The organism is Pseudoflavonifractor sp. An176, from assembly GCF_002160435.1.
Taxonomy (GTDB): domain Bacteria; phylum Bacillota; class Clostridia; order Oscillospirales; family Oscillospiraceae; genus Enterenecus; species Enterenecus faecium.
Map to the genome: position 1 here is coordinate 22,222 of NZ_NFKO01000015.1, position 16,768 is coordinate 38,989.

The 16,768-nt window shown below is 57.7% G+C and carries 16 protein-coding genes, 5 tRNA genes and 2 pseudogenes; 14 read left to right on the forward strand and 9 right to left on the reverse strand.

Annotated elements, in window-relative coordinates; all coding sequences use genetic code 11:
• Positions 1-402: 402 nt before the first annotated feature.
• The 8 genes from B5F12_RS07675 to B5F12_RS07710 form a co-directional block, all read right to left on the reverse strand.
• Positions 403-1,668 (reverse strand): ATP-binding protein, encoded by a 1,266-nt coding sequence (locus tag B5F12_RS07675; RefSeq protein WP_087232755.1) that lies wholly within the window; start codon positions 1,666-1,668, stop codon positions 403-405.
• A gap of 6 nt (positions 1,669-1,674) precedes the next feature.
• A complete protein-coding gene (locus tag B5F12_RS07680) occupies positions 1,675-2,331 on the reverse strand; it encodes a response regulator transcription factor (protein WP_087232758.1) in 657 nt (218 codons plus the stop codon).
• 20 nt (positions 2,332-2,351) lie between these two features.
• Positions 2,352-2,996: a phosphate signaling complex protein PhoU gene (phoU, locus tag B5F12_RS07685; RefSeq protein WP_087232761.1), complete on the reverse strand. Its 645-nt coding sequence runs from the start codon at positions 2,994-2,996 to the stop codon at positions 2,352-2,354.
• 13 nt (positions 2,997-3,009) lie between these two features.
• Entirely contained in the window at positions 3,010-3,765 is a 756-nt protein-coding gene (gene pstB, locus B5F12_RS12025; protein ID WP_087232764.1) for a phosphate ABC transporter ATP-binding protein PstB, read from the reverse strand.
• A gap of 15 nt (positions 3,766-3,780) precedes the next feature.
• The gene (gene pstA / locus B5F12_RS12030) at positions 3,781-4,629 is read right to left on the reverse strand and encodes a phosphate ABC transporter permease PstA (RefSeq protein WP_087232767.1); all 849 of its coding nucleotides are present in this window, start codon (positions 4,627-4,629) and stop codon (positions 3,781-3,783) included.
• A 3-nt stretch (positions 4,630-4,632) separates the two neighbouring features.
• On the reverse strand, positions 4,633-5,547 hold the full coding sequence (pstC, locus tag B5F12_RS07700; protein WP_087232770.1) for a phosphate ABC transporter permease subunit PstC: 915 nt from the start codon (positions 5,545-5,547) through the stop codon (positions 4,633-4,635).
• Between the two features lie 126 nt (positions 5,548-5,673).
• Positions 5,674-6,534: a phosphate ABC transporter substrate-binding protein gene (locus B5F12_RS07705; RefSeq protein WP_204221506.1), complete on the reverse strand. Its 861-nt coding sequence runs from the start codon at positions 6,532-6,534 to the stop codon at positions 5,674-5,676.
• Between the two features lie 135 nt (positions 6,535-6,669).
• A complete protein-coding gene (locus B5F12_RS07710) occupies positions 6,670-7,188 on the reverse strand; it encodes a putative ABC transporter permease (protein ID WP_087232773.1) in 519 nt (172 codons plus the stop codon).
• 158 nt (positions 7,189-7,346) lie between these two features.
• Here B5F12_RS07710 and pyrB point away from each other — a divergent pair, with 158 nt between their 5' ends.
• The 9 genes and pseudogenes from pyrB to B5F12_RS07755 all read left to right on the forward strand — a co-directional run.
• Positions 7,347-8,402 carry an aspartate carbamoyltransferase gene (gene pyrB / locus B5F12_RS07715; RefSeq protein ID WP_087232776.1) on the forward strand — a complete coding sequence of 352 codons (1,056 nt, stop codon included), beginning with the start codon at positions 7,347-7,349 and terminating at the stop codon, positions 8,400-8,402.
• A gap of 85 nt (positions 8,403-8,487) precedes the next feature.
• Positions 8,488-8,561 (forward strand) — tRNA-Gly (locus tag B5F12_RS07720).
• Positions 8,562-8,564: 3 nt separating this feature from the next.
• Positions 8,565-8,641, forward strand: a tRNA-Arg gene (locus B5F12_RS07725).
• 211 nt (positions 8,642-8,852) lie between these two features.
• A tRNA-His gene (locus tag B5F12_RS07730) sits at positions 8,853-8,928 on the forward strand.
• 55 nt (positions 8,929-8,983) lie between these two features.
• A tRNA-Gln gene (locus tag B5F12_RS07735) sits at positions 8,984-9,058 on the forward strand.
• A 52-nt stretch (positions 9,059-9,110) separates the two neighbouring features.
• A tRNA-Lys gene (locus B5F12_RS07740) sits at positions 9,111-9,186 on the forward strand.
• Between the two features lie 357 nt (positions 9,187-9,543).
• Positions 9,544-9,921, forward strand: a pseudogene (locus B5F12_RS07745) (ATP-binding cassette domain-containing protein); the annotation flags it as partial.
• Positions 9,922-10,110: 189 nt separating this feature from the next.
• Positions 10,111-10,797, forward strand: coding sequence for a class I SAM-dependent methyltransferase (locus B5F12_RS07750; protein ID WP_087232778.1), 687 nt, complete (start codon positions 10,111-10,113; stop codon positions 10,795-10,797).
• A gap of 36 nt (positions 10,798-10,833) precedes the next feature.
• Positions 10,834-11,046: pseudogene (locus B5F12_RS07755) on the forward strand (copper resistance protein CopZ); the annotation flags it as partial.
• Positions 11,047-11,427: 381 nt separating this feature from the next.
• Here the strand turns inward: B5F12_RS07755 and B5F12_RS07765 are convergent.
• On the reverse strand, positions 11,428-11,823 hold the full coding sequence (locus B5F12_RS07765; protein WP_087232781.1) for a metal-dependent transcriptional regulator: 396 nt from the start codon (positions 11,821-11,823) through the stop codon (positions 11,428-11,430).
• Positions 11,824-12,067: 244 nt separating this feature from the next.
• Between B5F12_RS07765 and B5F12_RS07770 the strand changes: the two genes are divergently transcribed.
• The 5 genes from B5F12_RS07770 to B5F12_RS07790 all read left to right on the forward strand — a co-directional run bounded on the left by B5F12_RS07770 (position 12,068) and on the right by B5F12_RS07790 (position 16,741).
• Positions 12,068-12,280: a FeoA family protein gene (locus B5F12_RS07770; protein ID WP_087232784.1), complete on the forward strand. Its 213-nt coding sequence runs from the start codon at positions 12,068-12,070 to the stop codon at positions 12,278-12,280.
• A gap of 137 nt (positions 12,281-12,417) precedes the next feature.
• Positions 12,418-14,424: a ferrous iron transporter B gene (locus B5F12_RS07775; RefSeq protein ID WP_087232787.1), complete on the forward strand. Its 2,007-nt coding sequence runs from the start codon at positions 12,418-12,420 to the stop codon at positions 14,422-14,424.
• A gap of 422 nt (positions 14,425-14,846) precedes the next feature.
• Complete coding sequence (locus tag B5F12_RS07780; protein ID WP_087232790.1) at positions 14,847-15,269, forward strand: flavodoxin; 423 nt, start codon at positions 14,847-14,849, stop codon at positions 15,267-15,269.
• A gap of 110 nt (positions 15,270-15,379) precedes the next feature.
• Positions 15,380-16,300, forward strand: coding sequence for an AraC family transcriptional regulator (locus tag B5F12_RS07785; protein WP_087232793.1), 921 nt, complete (start codon positions 15,380-15,382; stop codon positions 16,298-16,300).
• A gap of 168 nt (positions 16,301-16,468) precedes the next feature.
• Positions 16,469-16,741 carry a DUF6110 family protein gene (locus B5F12_RS07790; protein WP_087232794.1) on the forward strand — a complete coding sequence of 91 codons (273 nt, stop codon included), beginning with the start codon at positions 16,469-16,471 and terminating at the stop codon, positions 16,739-16,741.
• Positions 16,742-16,768 lie beyond the last annotated feature (27 nt).

A 16,768-nucleotide genomic window follows, 5' to 3' on the forward strand; every position in this document is an offset into this window, starting at 1 on the left:
ACGACGGTCAATGGAGGTGCGGCGGTGGCTCCCGGCGGTGGGAACGCCGCTTCTCCAGGGTAGGCCCGGATAGGGAAATCACCCAGCCATAGGGCCAGCTACCCAGGGTAGCCTGGTGTGATGGCAGTAACAGAAGCCACAGCAAGGGTGACGGGCCGAATCGAGACTTGACGCAGGTCCAGCCTCGTACCCCAGGGAGGTCCTTAGGGGGGAACGCCCTAAGCGGGTTTTGGTGCCTTTTGACCGAGCAAAAGGAACCCCCAGCGGGAAGCGTCACCACCAGGCTGGCAAGCCGGAACCATGGGCGGTTAGAGCGTTCATTCCTCCACCTCATGGATATTAAATGAAGATTTACTCAAAATAAGGGCTGTCCACGGTGGACAGCCCTTATTTTGTACGTATTCAGTTCTTAGCCAGAGGCAGGGTCACCGACACAGTGGTGCCAGAGCCCACCACGCTGGCCAGCTTGATCTGGCCCTGGTACAGGGCCACGATGTGCTTAACAATGGCCAGGCCCAGTCCCGTGCCGCCAGCGGCACGACTGCGGCCCTTATCCACCCGGTAGAACCGCTCAAAGACACGGCTCTGGCTCTCTTCTGGGATGCCGATGCCGGTGTCCGCCACCACAAAGCGGGCCATACCTTCTGCCACACCCACGGTGACGGTGACCCGTCCCCCCTTGCGGTTGTACTTGATGGCGTTCTCCACCAGGTTGATGGCCACTTCCTTGAAGCGGTCGGGGGCAATGCAGGCCACCACCTCGCCGCCGGTGACGTTGAGCTTCACCCCGGCCTTGTCCGCCTGGGGCTGGAGGATGGTCTGCACCTCCTGGGCAATGCTCTTCAGCGGGGCCCGCTCGGTGCCGTTGGCTCCCGCCACGGTCTCCAGCTCGGAGACAGTGAGAATGTCGTCCACCAGATTGGACAGCCGGTCCACCTCCACCGAAATCATGGTCAAAAACCGCTGTTGATCCTCCGGCTTGGTGACCATTCCGGAAGAGAGCATATCGGTAAAGCCCTTGATGGAAGTGAGGGGAGTTTTCAACTCGTGGGTGACGTTGGCGGTGAACTCACTGCGTGCCGATTGCAGGGTCTCGTCCACCTGGCGCACGGCCACCTCGGCCTCCTCCACCGGCTTGGCGGTGGAGGCCGCCAGACGGCGGGCCAGCAGCAGAGCCAGCGCCAGAGACAGCACCGCAGCCGCCACAAGGCCCACAGCGGTCTGGGCCACCAGGGTGTCCACGGTGGACAGGGACATGGCTGCCCGTCCGATGTAGCCGTCGGTAAACACCCGGGCCACGTAAATGGTGTAGATGCCGGTGGTGGCGGAGCGGCGCACGTCCTCTCCCACCCCGTTTTCCTTGGCCTCCACCACCTCAGGACGGGTGGCGTGGTTCTCCCGGGACTCCTTGTCCGTATCGCCCAGCACGGTGCCGTCGGGGGAAATGATGGTCAGGCGCTTTTCCGGGGCCGCCTTGGTAAACTGCTCCAGCAGCTCCTCCGTCCAGGTCTCGTAGTTCTGGGCGTCCATGAGGGCCAGCAGCTCGGTGAGGTTTTCTCGGGCAGTGTCCATCTCCCGCTGGTGGAAGGTCCAGATACCCACCACCCCAGAGAGCAGCACCGACAGAGCGGCAATGAGGAAAATGGATATGGTCAGTTTCTTCTTCATCGGTTCTCACCCCATCTTATAGCCCACGGAGCGCACCGTGGTGATATAGCCCTCCCCCAGCTTCTGGCGCAGGGCTTTGATGTGCATGTCCACGGTGCGGGTCTCGCCGGTGAAGTCGTAGTTCCACACGGCGGCCAGAATCTCATCCCGGGTGAGGACGGTGCCCCGGCGGCGCACCAGCAGGCACAGCAGTTCGAACTCCTTGTAAGTCAGGGCAATGTCCTCCCCGCCCCGGGTGACGGTGCGCCCGGCGGGGTCGATGACCAGGTCCCGGTAGCGAAGCATGGGGTCCCGATCGCCCACCCGGCGCATGACGGCATTGACCCGGGCTTGCAGCTCCATGACCCCGAAGGGCTTGGAGATGTAGTCGTCCGCCCCCAGGTCCAGGGCAGTGACCTTGTCCATCTCGGTCTGACGGGCGGTGAGCATGATGATGGGCATCTTGGCCGTGGCCTCCTCCCCTCTCAGACGGCGGACAATGTCCAACCCGTCCATGCCGGGGAGCATCACGTCCAGCAGCGCCAGGTCTGCCACGGGGGCGGCATCAAAGAAGTCCTCCCCGCTTTCAAAGGCCAACACCTCATGACCCATGGATTTGAAATAATACTCTAACATGGTGCGGATGGACTCGTCGTCCTCCACCACCGCAATACGAAGGGTCATGGTGCCTCTCTCCTTTTTTCTTACTGAATTTCTCCGGTGACACAGAAAATGGCCCAGTTGGCAATGTTCACGGCGTGATCGGCCACTCGCTCCAAGTACTTGCCGATGATAATGAGGTCCACCGAACGGTCGGAGTGGTCGGCCCGGGAGGCAATGCGCTCCACCAGAATCTTCTTGAGCTGGACAAACAGGTCGTCCACCACGTCGTCCAGGTTGATGACCGCCCGGGCGGTGTTCTCGTCCCGGTCCACGTAGGCGGCAATGGCCTGGCGCACCATCAGCCCCGCCTGGCGGCTCATGGCCACGATCTCCTCGGGCACGTCGGGCTTGTCGCCGCTCTCGGCAATGAGCAGGGAGATCTCGGCGATGTTGGCGGCCTGGTCTCCAATGCGCTGCAGATCGGTGACCATCTTCATGGCAGCGGAAATGGTGCGCAGGTCCCGGGCCACCGGCTGCTGGCGCATGAGCAGGGACATGCAGCGGTTCTCAATGTCCCGCTCCATCTGGTCCATGGTGTTGCGCATCGCGATGGTGGCCTTGGCTCCCTCCGCCTTGCCCTGGGTCAGGGAGGCGGTAACCAGGTCGATGGCGTCCTGGGTGGTAGTACCCATGGCGGTGAGCTCGTGGCTGAGCTCCACCAGCTCGGCATCAAATGTCTTTCTCATGCAGCGTCCCTCCTTAGCCGAATCGTCCGGTGATGTAGTCCTCGGTGCGCTTGTCCTTTGGCACGGAGAACAGCTTCTCGGTGTCGTCGGCCTCCACCAACTCGCCGTGGAGGAAGAAGGCGCAGCGGTCGGACACACGGGTGGCCTGCTGCATGTTATGGGTCACGATTACTATTGTATACGATTTTTTCAATTCTGCAATCAGATCTTCGATCTTGGAGGTGGAGATGGGGTCCAGAGCGGAAGTGGCCTCGTCCATGAGCAGCACGTCGGGCTCCACGGCCAGGGCTCGGGCGATGCAGATACGCTGCTGCTGGCCGCCGGACAGGGACAGGGCGGACTTCTTCAGACGGTCCTTCACCTCGTCCCAGATGGCAGCGCCCCGCAGAGACTTCTCCACGATCTCATCCAGCTGCTTTTTGTTGTGGATGCCGTGGGTACGGGGGCCATAGGCGATGTTGTCATAGATGGACATGGGGAAGGGGTTGGGCTTCTGGAACACCATGCCCACGTGACGGCGCAGCCAGGTCACATCCACCTGGGGGTCAAAGATGTTCTGGTCCCGGTAGAGCACCTTGCCCTCGATCTTCACCGTGGGCACCAGGTCGTTCATCCGGTCCAGGGTCTTGAGGAAGGTGGACTTACCGCAGCCAGAAGGCCCGATGAGGGCGGTGACCTGGTTTTGGGGCATCTCCAGATTGATATCCTTCAGGGCATGGTTCTGGCCATACCACAGATTCAAATTCTCCGTTTTTAAAATGGCGTTCATGGGAGCAGTTCTCCTTTACTTGTTCTTCAGACGGCTGCCGGCCACAGAGGCCAGGAGGTTGATGACCAGGGTGATCACCATCAGGACAGCGGCCACGGCCAGGGCGCTCTGCACGTCACCGTTTTCGTTGACGTACACGTACAGGGCCACGCTGAGGGTGCCGGAGGAAGTGGTGAGGGCGTCAAAGAAGTTGTTGACCACGCTGCCCATACCGGCGGTGAAGAGCAGGGCGGCGGATTCGCCCACGATACGGCCAACGGCCAGGATGCAGCCGGTGACGATGCCGTCCACGGCGTTGGGCAGCACCACGGTGCGCACCATGCGCCACTTGCCGGCGCCCAGGCCCAGAGCGCCCTCCCGGTAGGACTGGGGCACGGTCTTCAAAGACTCCTGGGTGGTACGCACGATGGTGGGCAGAATCATGATGACCAGGGTGAGGCCGCCACCCAGGATGCCGTACTTAAAGCCCAGAACCTGCTGGAAGAAGAGCATACCCACCAGACCGAAGATGATGGAGGGGATGCCAGTGAGGGTCTCGGTGGCAAACTCGATGATGGACACCAGCTTGTGGTTGGTGGCGTACTCGGTGAGGTAGATGGCCGCTCCCACACCCAGGGGGAGCACGATGACCATGGACAGAAGGATGATGTACAGGGTGTTGAGGATGTTGGGCAGAATGCCGTCGGTGCCACGGATGAGGCTGCGCTGGGTGGTGAGGAACTCCCAGGTGATGCCGCCCAGGCCACGGTAGAAGACGTAGCCGATCATAAACACCAGCAGGGCGATGGTGAGGGCGGCGCACAGGTAGAGCAGGCCCCGCAGGCCGCGGTCATAGATGCGGCGACGCAAAGACAGATGTTCCACGAGTTAACCCTCCTTTTTATTTTTGACAAACAGGTTGAGTGCCACGTTAATGAGCATGATGAAGAGGAAGAGGACCAGAGCAATGGAGAAGAGGGATTCCCGCCACAGAGAGCCCACGGTGGCGTAGTTCATCTCGGAGGCGATGGCGGTGGTGAGGAAGCGCACGGGGGTAAACAGGCTGCCGGGCATGTTGGGCACGTTGCCGGAGACCATGATGATGGCCATGGCCTCGCCGATGGCACGGCCCACGCCCAACACGATGGCGGTGGCCACACCGGAACGGGCGGCGGGGAGAGAGACCCGGAAGATGGTCTCGGTGTGGGTGGCGCCCAGAGCCAGGGAGGCCTCCTCATACTCCTTGGGCACAGCCCGCAGAGCGGTCTCAGCCACGTTGATGATGGAGGGCAGAATCATGACGGTAAGTACCACGATGGCCGCCAGCAGGTTGGCGCCGGAGGACAGGTGGAAGGCCTTCTGAATGGCGGGCACCAGCACCACCATACCCACCAGGCCGTACACCACCGAGGGGATGCCAGCCAGCAGGGACACGGCGGAGCGAATCACAACCGCCAGGCGGTGGTTGGCCACCTTGGCCAGGAACATGGCGGTGAGCACACCCACAGGCACGCCAATGAGAATGGCGCCGCCGGTACCGGCAAAGGAGGTGAGGATGAAGGGCAGGATGCCGTACACTCCGTTTTTGCCGTCCCAGGTATCTCCAAACAGGAAATCGGTCACGCCAATTTCCAGCATAGCAGGCAGACCGGAGATCACCAGGTAGACGCTGATGAACAGCACGCTGGCCACTGCCACAATGCCGCACAGGAAGAAGATGTTCTTCACCAGCCACTCTACGCTGTCCCGCAGCCGCCGGGCCTTCTGGGCCTTGGCCTGGTCGTTTTGTTTCTCTTGCGCCATGGGGACCGCCTCCTTAGGGGTTTGGGTTATCACGTTCTCGTTATCCAAGTTTTTCATTCTCCTTTACACAGGGGAACGGCCCCCATCCCGTGTGGGGGATGGGGGCTGGTCCCGTAGCCTTGTTTCTTACTTGGCGGTAGGCACAGCGCCAGCCTGACGGATGAGGTCAGCGGCGTCGGTGGACATAGCCCAGTCAAAGAAGGCCTCAGTCTGAGCGGACATCTCGGCGCCCTCCTTGGTCACGATGACGAAGGGACGCTGAATCTTGTAAGTACCGTCCAGAATGGTGGACTCGCTGCACTCCACACCGTCCACGGTGATGGCGGACACGCCGTCCTGGCCCTCCACCTCAGACAGAGAGGCGTAGCCGATGGCAGCGGCGTTGCCGCGCACGGCCTCGATGACAGCGCCGGTGGAGGTCAGCTCCTGGTCCAGCTTGCAGCTATCCTCGGTCTCGGTGATGGACTCGAAGCCGTCACGGGTGCCGGAACCAGCCTCACGGCCGATCACAGCGATGTCACCAGCCTCGCCGCCCACCTCAGACCAGTCGGTGATCTCACCGGTGAAGATCTTGGAGATCTGCTCCACGGACAGGTCGGCCACGGCGTTGTCGGCGTTGACGATGATGGCGATGCCGTCCAGAGCAACGATGTTCTCCACCAGACCCTGCTCCTTCTCCTCGTCCTTCAGAGCGCGGGAGGCCAGGCCCAGATCAGCGGTGCCGTTGGCAGCAGCCTCCACACCAGCGGAGGAACCGCCGCCCTCCACGGACACGGTGACACCGGAGTTGTCGGTGCTGAACTGCTCAGACAGGTAGCCCATGACCTTGGACATAGAGGTGGAACCCAGGCACATCACGGTGCCGGACAGCTCAGAGCCGTCGGTCTTGTCGGAACCGCTCTGGGTGTTCTCAGCGGACTGGTTGCCGCAGGCAGCCAGGCTGAACGCCATGGCACCAGCCATCAGCATAGCGATAAACTTCTTCATTTGTTGTCTCTCCATTTCATATTCGTTGTGTTTCATGGTCTCTCTTGGGAACAGCTTTGAGTTTACAAAAGAATTGTAAAGAGTGCGTCCAGGGCTTTGTAAAGTCTGTGTAAAGCGGCCCTTTTCTACCTATTCTTAGCGATACCATTGTAATACCGCGGTGTTTTTCTCCCGTTTTAGTGCAATACTACTAATGAGGCAGTCCGCCCCCAGCACAATCCAGGCGGGCACGGTAAAGGCGGTTGGAAGGGCGGAAACGCAAATCTTTACAATTGGGTGCACTGTGTAAACCAGTGGCAGAGCCAGGCCAGACCAGGCCAAAGAAAAGGGCAAACAAACCAATCCGCACACATTCCAACGGATTTGGGAGTAATTCCAAAAGGCCACCCCCAACACATATTTATAATAGAGTCCAAACAGCAGCTCCACCACCGTGGCCGCCCCGAAGCCCACCCCCATCAGCCACAGGGGCTGAGGATTGGGACCGCTGAGGGCCACAATGGCCACAGCCCCCACCCCGTACACCGGGCATAAGGGCAGCAGCAGCAGGCACTTGCGCCCACTGCCCCGGCCGTGGACAATCTTGGCATAGGCCACCTCCAGCAGGTAGCCCAAGAAGCTGTAAACCAAAAGATACCAGATCCAGGTGTTCATATCTCATCCTCCCCGTCTGCATAGTCTGTCCCAAAGGTGGGATTCCCATGAAGTGTATAAAATTTTTTCTCTGCGGCCTGTGATTTACCACCAGTTACCTGTTGTTTGCCCGGTGGGATTGTGATACAATGTATCGAACTTTGCAAGGAGGGACCGATATGCGTCATTTGATTGACTTCGGGGATTTGAGTAGACAGGAATGGGACGAGATCTATCAGAGAGCCGACAAAATCATCAACAACCCAGAACAGTATTTAGATGTATGCCACGGTAAGGTGTCGGCCAACCTGTTCTATGAGCCCTCCACCCGCACCAACTTCTCCTTCCAAACCGCCATGATGCGCCTGGGCGGATCGGTGTTCGGCTTTGCCGACCCCAACTCCTCCTCGGTGGCAAAAGGCGAGACGTTGAAGGACACCATTAAGATGGTATCCAACTATGCGGATGTCATCGTCATGCGCACCCCCTGGGAGGGCGCTGCCAAGGCTGCCTCTCTCTACGCCGATGTGCCGGTGATCAACGCCGGTGACGGCGGCCACATGCACCCCACCCAGACCACCGCCGACCTGACCACCATCACCCGCCTGCGGGGCAGTGTGGACGGGCTGTCCATCGGTCTGTGCGGCGATTTGAAAAACGGACGTACCGTCCACTCTCTCATCAAGGCTCTGTCCAAGTTCAAGGACATCCGCTTCTATCTCATCGCGCCCCGGGATCTGGCCATCCCCCAGTACCTGCGCCAGTTCATGCAGGAGCGCAACATGCCCTTCGTGGAGGTCACCGGCCTGGAGGCGGTCATTCCCCAGCTGGACGTGCTGTACATGACTCGCGTGCAGAAGGAGCGGTTTGTGGACCCCCTGGAGTATGAGCGCAACAAGGGCATTTACGTGCTCACTCGGTCCAAGCTGGAGCGCGCCCGGGAGAACCTGCTCATCATGCACCCCCTGCCCCGAGTGGACGAGATCACCGTGGATGTGGACGACGACCCCAGAGCCGTGTATTTCCAGCAGGCCCGGTTTGGCATGTTTGCCCGCATGGCCCTGCTGTCTGATCTGGCCAACCAGCCCCGGAAGACTCCTGATCCGGTGGAGATCGGCACCAAACCCGTGTGCCACAACCCCCGGTGCATCACCCAGACGGAGCTCTATCTGCCCCCGCTGGTGAAGAAAAACGGCGGCGTGGACTGCTGCGCCTTCTGCGACGCTCCCCTCTAATTGATTTTTTGAAAAAAGGGCTTGACACCCCAGACATTCTGTGCTATTATACACAGGCTGATGTTTGGGGCGTCACCCTTAACCTGCGGGTGTAGTTCAATGGTAGAATCCCAGCCTTCCAAGCTGGTCGCGTGGGTTCGATTCCCATCACCCGCTCCATACGCGCCTGTAGCTCAGGTGGATAGAGCAACTGCCTTCTAAGCAGTGGGTCAGGGGTTCGAGTCCCTTCAGGCGTGCCAATCATTTAGAGTTTTGCCTCTGAATGAGATTCCTGCATTGCTGGCAGAAGGCACTCCTGTTGCGCATCAAGGTTCGCCTTCGGCTCCCTTTCTGCGGAAGGGACTTTGGCCGGCGAACTTGCCACCGGCAAGTCCGCTGATCGGCCAAACTTCAGGCGTGCCAGCCCATTTGAGGGCCTCTCCCCGTCCCAAGCGCAACAAAGTCAATATGGTGGGTATAGCTCAGTTGGCAGAGCACCGGATTGTGGTTCCGGGTGTCGTGGGTTCGAGCCCCATTACCCACCCCATACTGTGGCTAAGGGCCGGAGCGTCCGCTCCGGCCCTTGCTTCCATCCTCTTCATTGGGGTGTAGCCAAGTGGTAAGGCACGGGACTTTGACTCCCGCATTCGTTGGTTCGAGTCCAACCATCCCAGCCAGACCATTGTCCCCCTGGCTCGCCCGGGGGGACTTTGCGGAATAACTTCATATGACCTAGTAGCTCAGTTGGTAGAGCAACGCCCTTTTAAGGCGAAGGTCCGGGGTTCGAGTCCCCGCTGGGTCACCACGTCGGAGCAAGCGTCATATCGCTTGCTCCGACTTTTTTCAAAAGTCAGAGTGCGCTCATTTTGCTGCTCCTCCTTTCCAAATCGAACCCGCTGCGCTGGGCTTCGATTTGGTTTTAGGTGCAGACCTGATAGCCGTGCATCTATACTGTTGCGATACTTCATCGAAAATGCGTTATTTTCTCTTTTTTGGAGGAAATAACGCATTTTTTCGTCATGTTTGAAAATTGGCCCTGATTGAAAATTCAACTTTAATTCAACTCGCTCTGAAAAGGTCTATCTCTTTACCGGAAGCAAGGTGACCGGTGGATTCTGCGTGACCAGAAAGGGGCTGCTCCTGCCATCCAAGCTGGGCCATAATCATGGAGCTGCCCGACGGCTTTGACACGGTCATCGGCGAAGGTGGAGCCAGCCTCTCCGGCGGAGAGCGGCAGCGGATCTCCATTGCCCGCTGCATCCTGAAGGATGCCCCCATCGTCATTCTGGATGAGGCCACTGCCAGCGTGGACGCCGACAACGAGAGCTACATCCAGGAGGCCATCACCCAACTGTGCCGGGGCAAGACCCTGCTGGTCATTGCCCACCGGCTCAATACCATTCGCCACGCCGATGAGATCCTGGTCATCGACCAGGGGCGCATCGTTCAGGCCGGCGCCCACGACACACTTATGGAGGAGGAGGGCATTTATCGCCGCTTCATCACCGCCCGCTCCAATCCCACCGGTTGGTGCCGGTAAACACAGTGAGCCGAACGAAACGGAAAGAATGACCGGGATGCGTGTCCCGGTCATTCTTCGTTCCAGCTTCTTCCCCTGATTTATCTCGGAGAACATGCAAAACCAATATGGCGGCATCTTGCAATTTCATGCGACAAAGAGTATGATGTGGTTAGCTGGCACTAACCATCATTGAGGTGACCATATTGTATGGATGACAACAAGCAGTTTTGGGAGCGGTTTTCACGGCATTACTCCGGTTTCATACGCCGCTCTCAGACAACCTATCAGCAGATCTGCAAAGCAATGCGTCCTTTTCTGAAACGGGACATGGACGTACTGGAGTTGGCCTGCGGAACAGGCCAGCTGTCCGTGCCACTGTCTCCATGTGTCCGGAGCTGGGAGGCAACCGACTTTTCAGCTGAAATGATCCGTCAAGCCAAAAAGCAGGTTTATTCGTCCCGGCTCCATTTCTCCGTCCAGGACGCCACCAAGCTGCCCTACGGGCCGGAGAGCTTCGATGCGGTGGTGATCTCCAACGCCCTCCATGTCATGCCTCACCCGGAACAGGCTCTGGCGGAAGCCTGGCGGGTTCTGAAGCCGGGGGGATGGCTGTTCGCCCCCACCTTTGTCTGGGGCAAAAGCCGAAGCGCCAGACTCCGGCTCTGGTTCATGGGGCTGTCAGGCTTTCGGGTGTACCATGTTTGGACTGCCGGGGAGCTGATGGCATACCTGTCCGAGCGCGGCTATTCCATCGTTCGCCATCCACTTCTCGGAAGTTCGTTGGCGCCGCTGTGCTGTCTGATAGCCAGGAAGATCCCGGATGAACGGACTGCGGCACGGCAGACCACCGTCCAATCTGTGCAGCTTGATCATACAAAAGTCAAGGAGGAATGAGAAATCATGTGGTAGTACACAGTGGAAGTCAACGGAATGATGTGCGGGATGTGCGAGGCCCATGTCAATGACGCCGTACGCAAAGCCTGCCCGGTCAAAAAGGTGAGTTCTTCCCGCAGCAAAAACCAGACCGTGATCCTCTCTGAAACAGAGCTGGACACGGCGACTCTTATGAACACCATTCGCGGCACGGGGTATGAGGTCGGCACGATCCAGAAGGAGCCGTACAAAAAAAGAGGATTATTTGGATGGGTTTCTTGGCGGCAGCGGTCAGAAAAGAGGTGTGAACATGAACACGGCAATGCAGTCGTTTGGATATGGATTAACAGCTTTGCTATTTTGCATCGCTATTCTTGGCGTGTGCCATAACATCAAAAAAACTGCCCGAAAAGTTTTGAAAAGCCAGCAAACACATAAGGATGAGCTGCCGTAAGCGTTTGGAGCTATGGAGCAGATGCGCTTGGCGGTGAACTTACACAGCAGGTCGCTCCTGATTTAAAAGCGCAGATCACATAAAATGCGGTGGAGGCCATATCCAGGCTCCACCGCATTTGATATTCCGTGCCAAATGGCAGGTATTCACTTATCGCGTTGCCGCTCGATAGCAAAGTCCGCCAAATTTGCACAGGCTCATTGCCCGTGCGCATCTTCCCGCATTTTCGTTACCTGCTCCAAGTGCGCCTGCACCGCCGCAAAGGATTTTTCGCTGATCACATGCTCGATCCTGCAGGCATCCTCTGCGGCTGTTTTTTCATCCACGCCAAGACCCTTGAGCATTTCTGTCAGTACTGTGTGTCGGGTGTACATGGTCTCAGCAATGGCGAGGCCTTTTGATGTCAGAGTGATTGCGCCTTCTCCGTCCACCTCCACATAACCGTCTTTTTTTAGAATGGACAGAGCACGGCTGACACTGGGCTTGGTATAGCCCATTTGTTCTCCTACATCAATAGCCCGCACGAAGGATTTTGTTTGCCTTAAAATATAAATGGTCTCCAAATACATCTGACCAGATTCATGGATTGCCATATAAGACCTCCATTGGATAAAGCATTTTGATTATTATAGCACAGTCCGGAAAAATGAACCAGCCTGTTTATCGGAAACGGAGATTTTCTTTGCTGAATATAGGTTCCCGCTTGACAATTGATTAGGCATGGTATATTATAGCAGAGGGTTAGATGTTGCTAACCTAATTTTTTCGCGGTATGGTTTCCTATCGCTAACCAGACTGTGGAAAAATGATTAAATCAACTGTGAAAAGGTGATGGATATGACATTGTTGGATGCTCTGGACGGTCAGGAATATATCGTCAAGCAAATCAATACGGACGATGAGGAGCTGAATGCGTTCCTTTTTTCTTTAGGTTGCTATGTGGGAGAGCCGGTGACCGTGGTATCCCACCTCAAGGGCGGCTGCGTGGTTTCCATCAAGGATGGCCGCTACAATATCGACAACCAACTGGCCTCGGCCATCGAGATATAAGATCTGGAGCACTTATTACGCCCCAGAGCCCCAGATCTAAGGTATTCATTCATGTTTATTCTGCCCAACGGTTAGCGTAGGGCAACCGCTGAGTTGTGAATAAAGTACATCGCACACATAGAAAAGGAGGAAATGTCATGCGTATTGCCTTGACTGGCAACCCGAACTCCGGCAAAACCACCATGTACAACGCCCTCACCGGGCGAAATGAGAAGGTGGGCAACTGGGCCGGCGTGACGGTTGAAAAGAAGGAGCACCCCATTAAGAAAGCCTACTGCAGCGGGACGGAGGATCTGATTGCCGTGGATCTGCCCGGCGCCTACTCCATGTCCCCGTTCACATCGGAGGAAAGCATCACCAGTTCCTATGTAAAGCACGAACATCCTGATGCCATCATCAACATTGTGGATGCCACCAACCTGAGCCGCAGCCTGTTCTTCACCACCCAGCTGCTGGAACTGGGCATCCCCGTGGTGGTCGCCCTGAACAAGAGCGATATCAATGCAAAAAAGCAGACCGTCATTGATGTAGCGTCTCTCTCCGCCAAACTGGGCTGTCCCGTGGTAGAGACCGTCTCCACCGCTGCGGAAGGGCTGAAGGCTGTGGTGGACGCCGCGGTTGCACAAAGCGGTAAGACCCAAAGAGCTCCCTATGTCCAGGGCGACATTGATCTGACTGACAAGAAGGTTGTGGAGGAAGCCGACCGTAAGCGTTTCGCGTTTGTCAATTCCCTGGTCTCCCAGGTGGAGAAGCGGAAGGTCCTCACCAAGGACAAGGGCACGGGGGACGCCATTGACGCCGTGCTGACCAACAAGTTCCTGGGCATCCCTATCTTTGCCGTGGTCATGTTCCTGGTGTTTCAGATCTCGCAGGTGTGGGTGGGCACACCCGTTGCCGATTATCTGGTGGGCTGGATCGAAACCTTCCAGGGCTACGTCGGCGAGGTGCTGCTGGCTGACGCCAATCCTCTGCTGACCGCGCTGCTGGCCGACGGCATCATCGGCGGCGTGGGCGCCGTGGTTAGTTTCCTGCCCCTGGTGATGATCATGTATTTCCTCATCGCCCTGCTGGAGGACTGCGGCTACATGTCCCGCGTGTCCGTAGTGCTGGACCCCATCTTCAAGAAAGTGGGCCTGTCCGGTAAGTCCGTCATCCCCTTCGTCATCGGCACCGGCTGTGCCATCCCCGGCGTCATGGCCAGCCGCACCATCCGCAACGAGCGGGAGCGCCGGGCCACCGCCATGCTGACCCCCTTCATGCCCTGCGGCGCCAAGATCCCCGTCATCGCCCTGTTTGCCGGTGCCTTCTTTGACGATGCCGGCTGGGTAAGCTTCCTCATGTACTTCACCGGCATCGTGCTTATTTTCCTGGGCGCCCTGCTGGTCAACAAGATCGCCGGCTACAAGAACCGCAAGTCCTTCTTTATCATCGAGCTGCCTGAGTATAAGGTACCCTCTCTCTGGTTCGCCTTCAAGGCCATGTGTGCCCGTGGCTGGGCCTACATCGTGAAGGCCGCCACCATTATTCTGCTGTGCAACACCGCCGTGCAGATCATGCAGACCTTCAACTGGAGCTTTGCCGTGGCGGAGACCGCCGACAGCTCCATTCTGGCCTCCATCGCCCATCCCTTTGCCTATCTGCTGGTGCCCATCGTGGGTGTTCTCAGCTGGCAGCTGGCAGCCGCTGCCGTCACCGGTTTCATTGCTAAGGAAAATGTGGTGGGCACGCTGGCTGTCTGCTTTGCGGGCCTTGAGAACTTCATCGACACCGATGCCCTGGAGATGATGGAGGGCGCCGGCGCCGAGGTGGCGGGCGTCATCGCCATCACCAAGGTGGCGGCTTTGGCCTACTTAATGTTCAACCTGTACACACCTCCCTGCTTCGCCGCCATCGGTGCCATGCACTCTGAGATCAAGAGCGCCAAGTGGCTGTGGGGCGGCATCGGCCTCCAGCTGGGTACTGGCTATACAGTGGGCTTCCTGGTCTACCAGATCGGCACCCTGATCACCACCGGTTCCATTGGCGCCGGCTTTGTCCCCGGTCTTATCGCTGTAATTGTGTTCGCCGCAGTTCTGGTGTGGCTGTGCCTGAAGGCGGATAAGGATCTGAAGCAGGAGTATGCGCTGAATGGAGCGAGAGCCTGATGATCGACTGTATCGTAATTGGCATTCTTGTGGTAATCATCGCAGCCGCCGCGTTCTATGTCTATAAGGCAAAAAAGAGCGGCAAGAAGTGTATCGGCTGCCCGGATGGATGCTCTTGCAGTTCCAAAAAGGCAGACCAGCATCACTGCTGCTGCAGTACCCATGAGAAATAGAAAAGATGCGGGGGCCTTCCGTTTGGATGGCCCCCGCTAATCATTTCATGCATCCATGAACTTTCCTATTGACAAACACGATGTGATATATTAAAATCAGAACATAGGTTAGCTATCGCTAACCTCCGGGAGAAATCCCGAATATTTTTTGAATATAAGTTAGCTATTGCTAACCATCTGCTTTGGGAGTGACTCACTATACGATGTTTCTACCATAACAAATCCAGAAAGAAAGGTCGCTAAAGTCTTATGAGTAAAGTTGCAGTTGTGTATTGGAGCGGCACGGGAAACACCGAGGCCATGGCCATGGCGGTGGCCGAAGGAGCCAAGGGCAAGGGTGCCGAGGTATCTGTGATCACCGCCGCAGAGTTCTCCCCGGAGCAGGTCAGCGAGTATTCCGCCATCGCTTTCGGCTGCCCCTCCATGGGGTCGGAGCAGCTGGAGGAGAGCGAGTTCGAGCCCATGTTCACCGCCTGTGAGGGCAGGCTGAGCGGGAAGAATATCGCCCTGTTCGGCTCCTACGGCTGGGGCGATGGCGAATGGATGCGCAGCTGGGAGTCCCGCTGCAACGACGACGGCGCCAATCTGGCCTGTGACAGCGTGATCTGCAACGAGACTCCGGACGATGACGCTCTGGCGGCTTGCCGCGAGCTGGGCGCGTCGCTGGCCTGACAAAAACACCGCAGAAGGCAGGAGGCGCTCGTCTCCTGCCTTCTGCCTGTATCCCCAGTCAGCATAGGCAAAACCATTTCCGAACCCAGAGAAACAGGTCGTGAGAAATCATGCTGAAAGAATATTTATCGAGCCAGGACTCCGGCACAGGCCGTTGGAGCAGCAGTATGCCAGGGGTGCAGATCTGCCGGTTTTCCCTGCCGGAGCCGGAGCAGGAACCTCTGCGGTCTGTCCCGGTGTGCGGCGCACCGCTCCAGTTTGAGGTGCTGTTCTGCCTGACCGGCCGCCTTACTGTCCAAGCGTTACAGGGTGCTTCCTGCATGGTGGAGGCGCCGGGGATTTTCCTGCTCTCCGACAGCTCCGCTCTCCGCTCGTGTCGGTACAGCGGAAACCTGAGCGGTGTTTTGATTGCCGTAGACGCCAAAGCCGCCAAGGAAAGCCTTGTGACGGTCTGCTCCACTTTGGGGATGAAGCTGGACACCAGGATCGTCAAGAAAAAGATGACAGCAAGAAACGGCTGCACGGCCCTGCACGGCACGCCTTGGACACAGGCTTTTTTTGAAACCGTTCGTCGTCTGTCCGAGCAGGAGCAGGAACGCTACTGTGTTTTCAAGTCGGTGGAACTGCTGTATCTGCTCTGCACCGAGGTATCTGAATCGGATGAATCTCTCTCCGGCTCAGGCTGTCCTGTATCCCACAGCCTGTTGGAAGTCAAGGCATACATCCAGACGCATCTGTCTGATAAGCTCACCATTGCGCTCCTCTGCAAACAGTTTTCCGTTTCCCCCACCTTCTTGAAAGAAGGGTTTCGCCGCGCCTATGGCATGCCGATCCACACATATTTGATCCAACTGCGCCTCCAACGGGCACAAGAGCTGATCTGCACCACCCGGATGCCCATTCAGCAAATTGCGCAGTCTGTGGGGTATGAGGGTATGAGCCAGTTCAACGCAGCGTTCAAGCGGGAGTATGGCATGACTCCCGGCCAGTACAGAAAAATGTCGGAAACCGCAACTCTGCGTCCGTTTTGACAGCGACAAATTCCCACATTTCCTGCTATAATAACCAGACATTCCAAAGTGATCAAAGGAGTGACAGCGATGAAACAGCATCGTTTTTGGGCCTGGGGCGCTGTGATTTGCATGATTATGGTCATGGTCACCGGCTACAAGCGGAAATAAGGGAAAGGAAGGATCACAATGAGCGTTTATACGAAACTGGCCTGCTTTGCCACCGGTGCGTTGTTTGGCTCTTTTGGCGTTAAGCTGCTGTCCAGCAAGGATGCCAAGAAGGCCTATGTCCATGTCACGGCCGCCGGCCTGCGGATGAAGGACTCGGTCATGGGGACCGTAACCACGGTGCAGGAGAACGCCGCGGACATTCTGGCCTCCGCCAAGGAGCTGAACGAGGACCGGGCTGCAAAGGAAGCGGAGGAAGCCGCCGCTGCCAATCTGGAGAGCGAAGAAGCCTGATTGACCCAGAGGGAGCCGCCAGCGGCT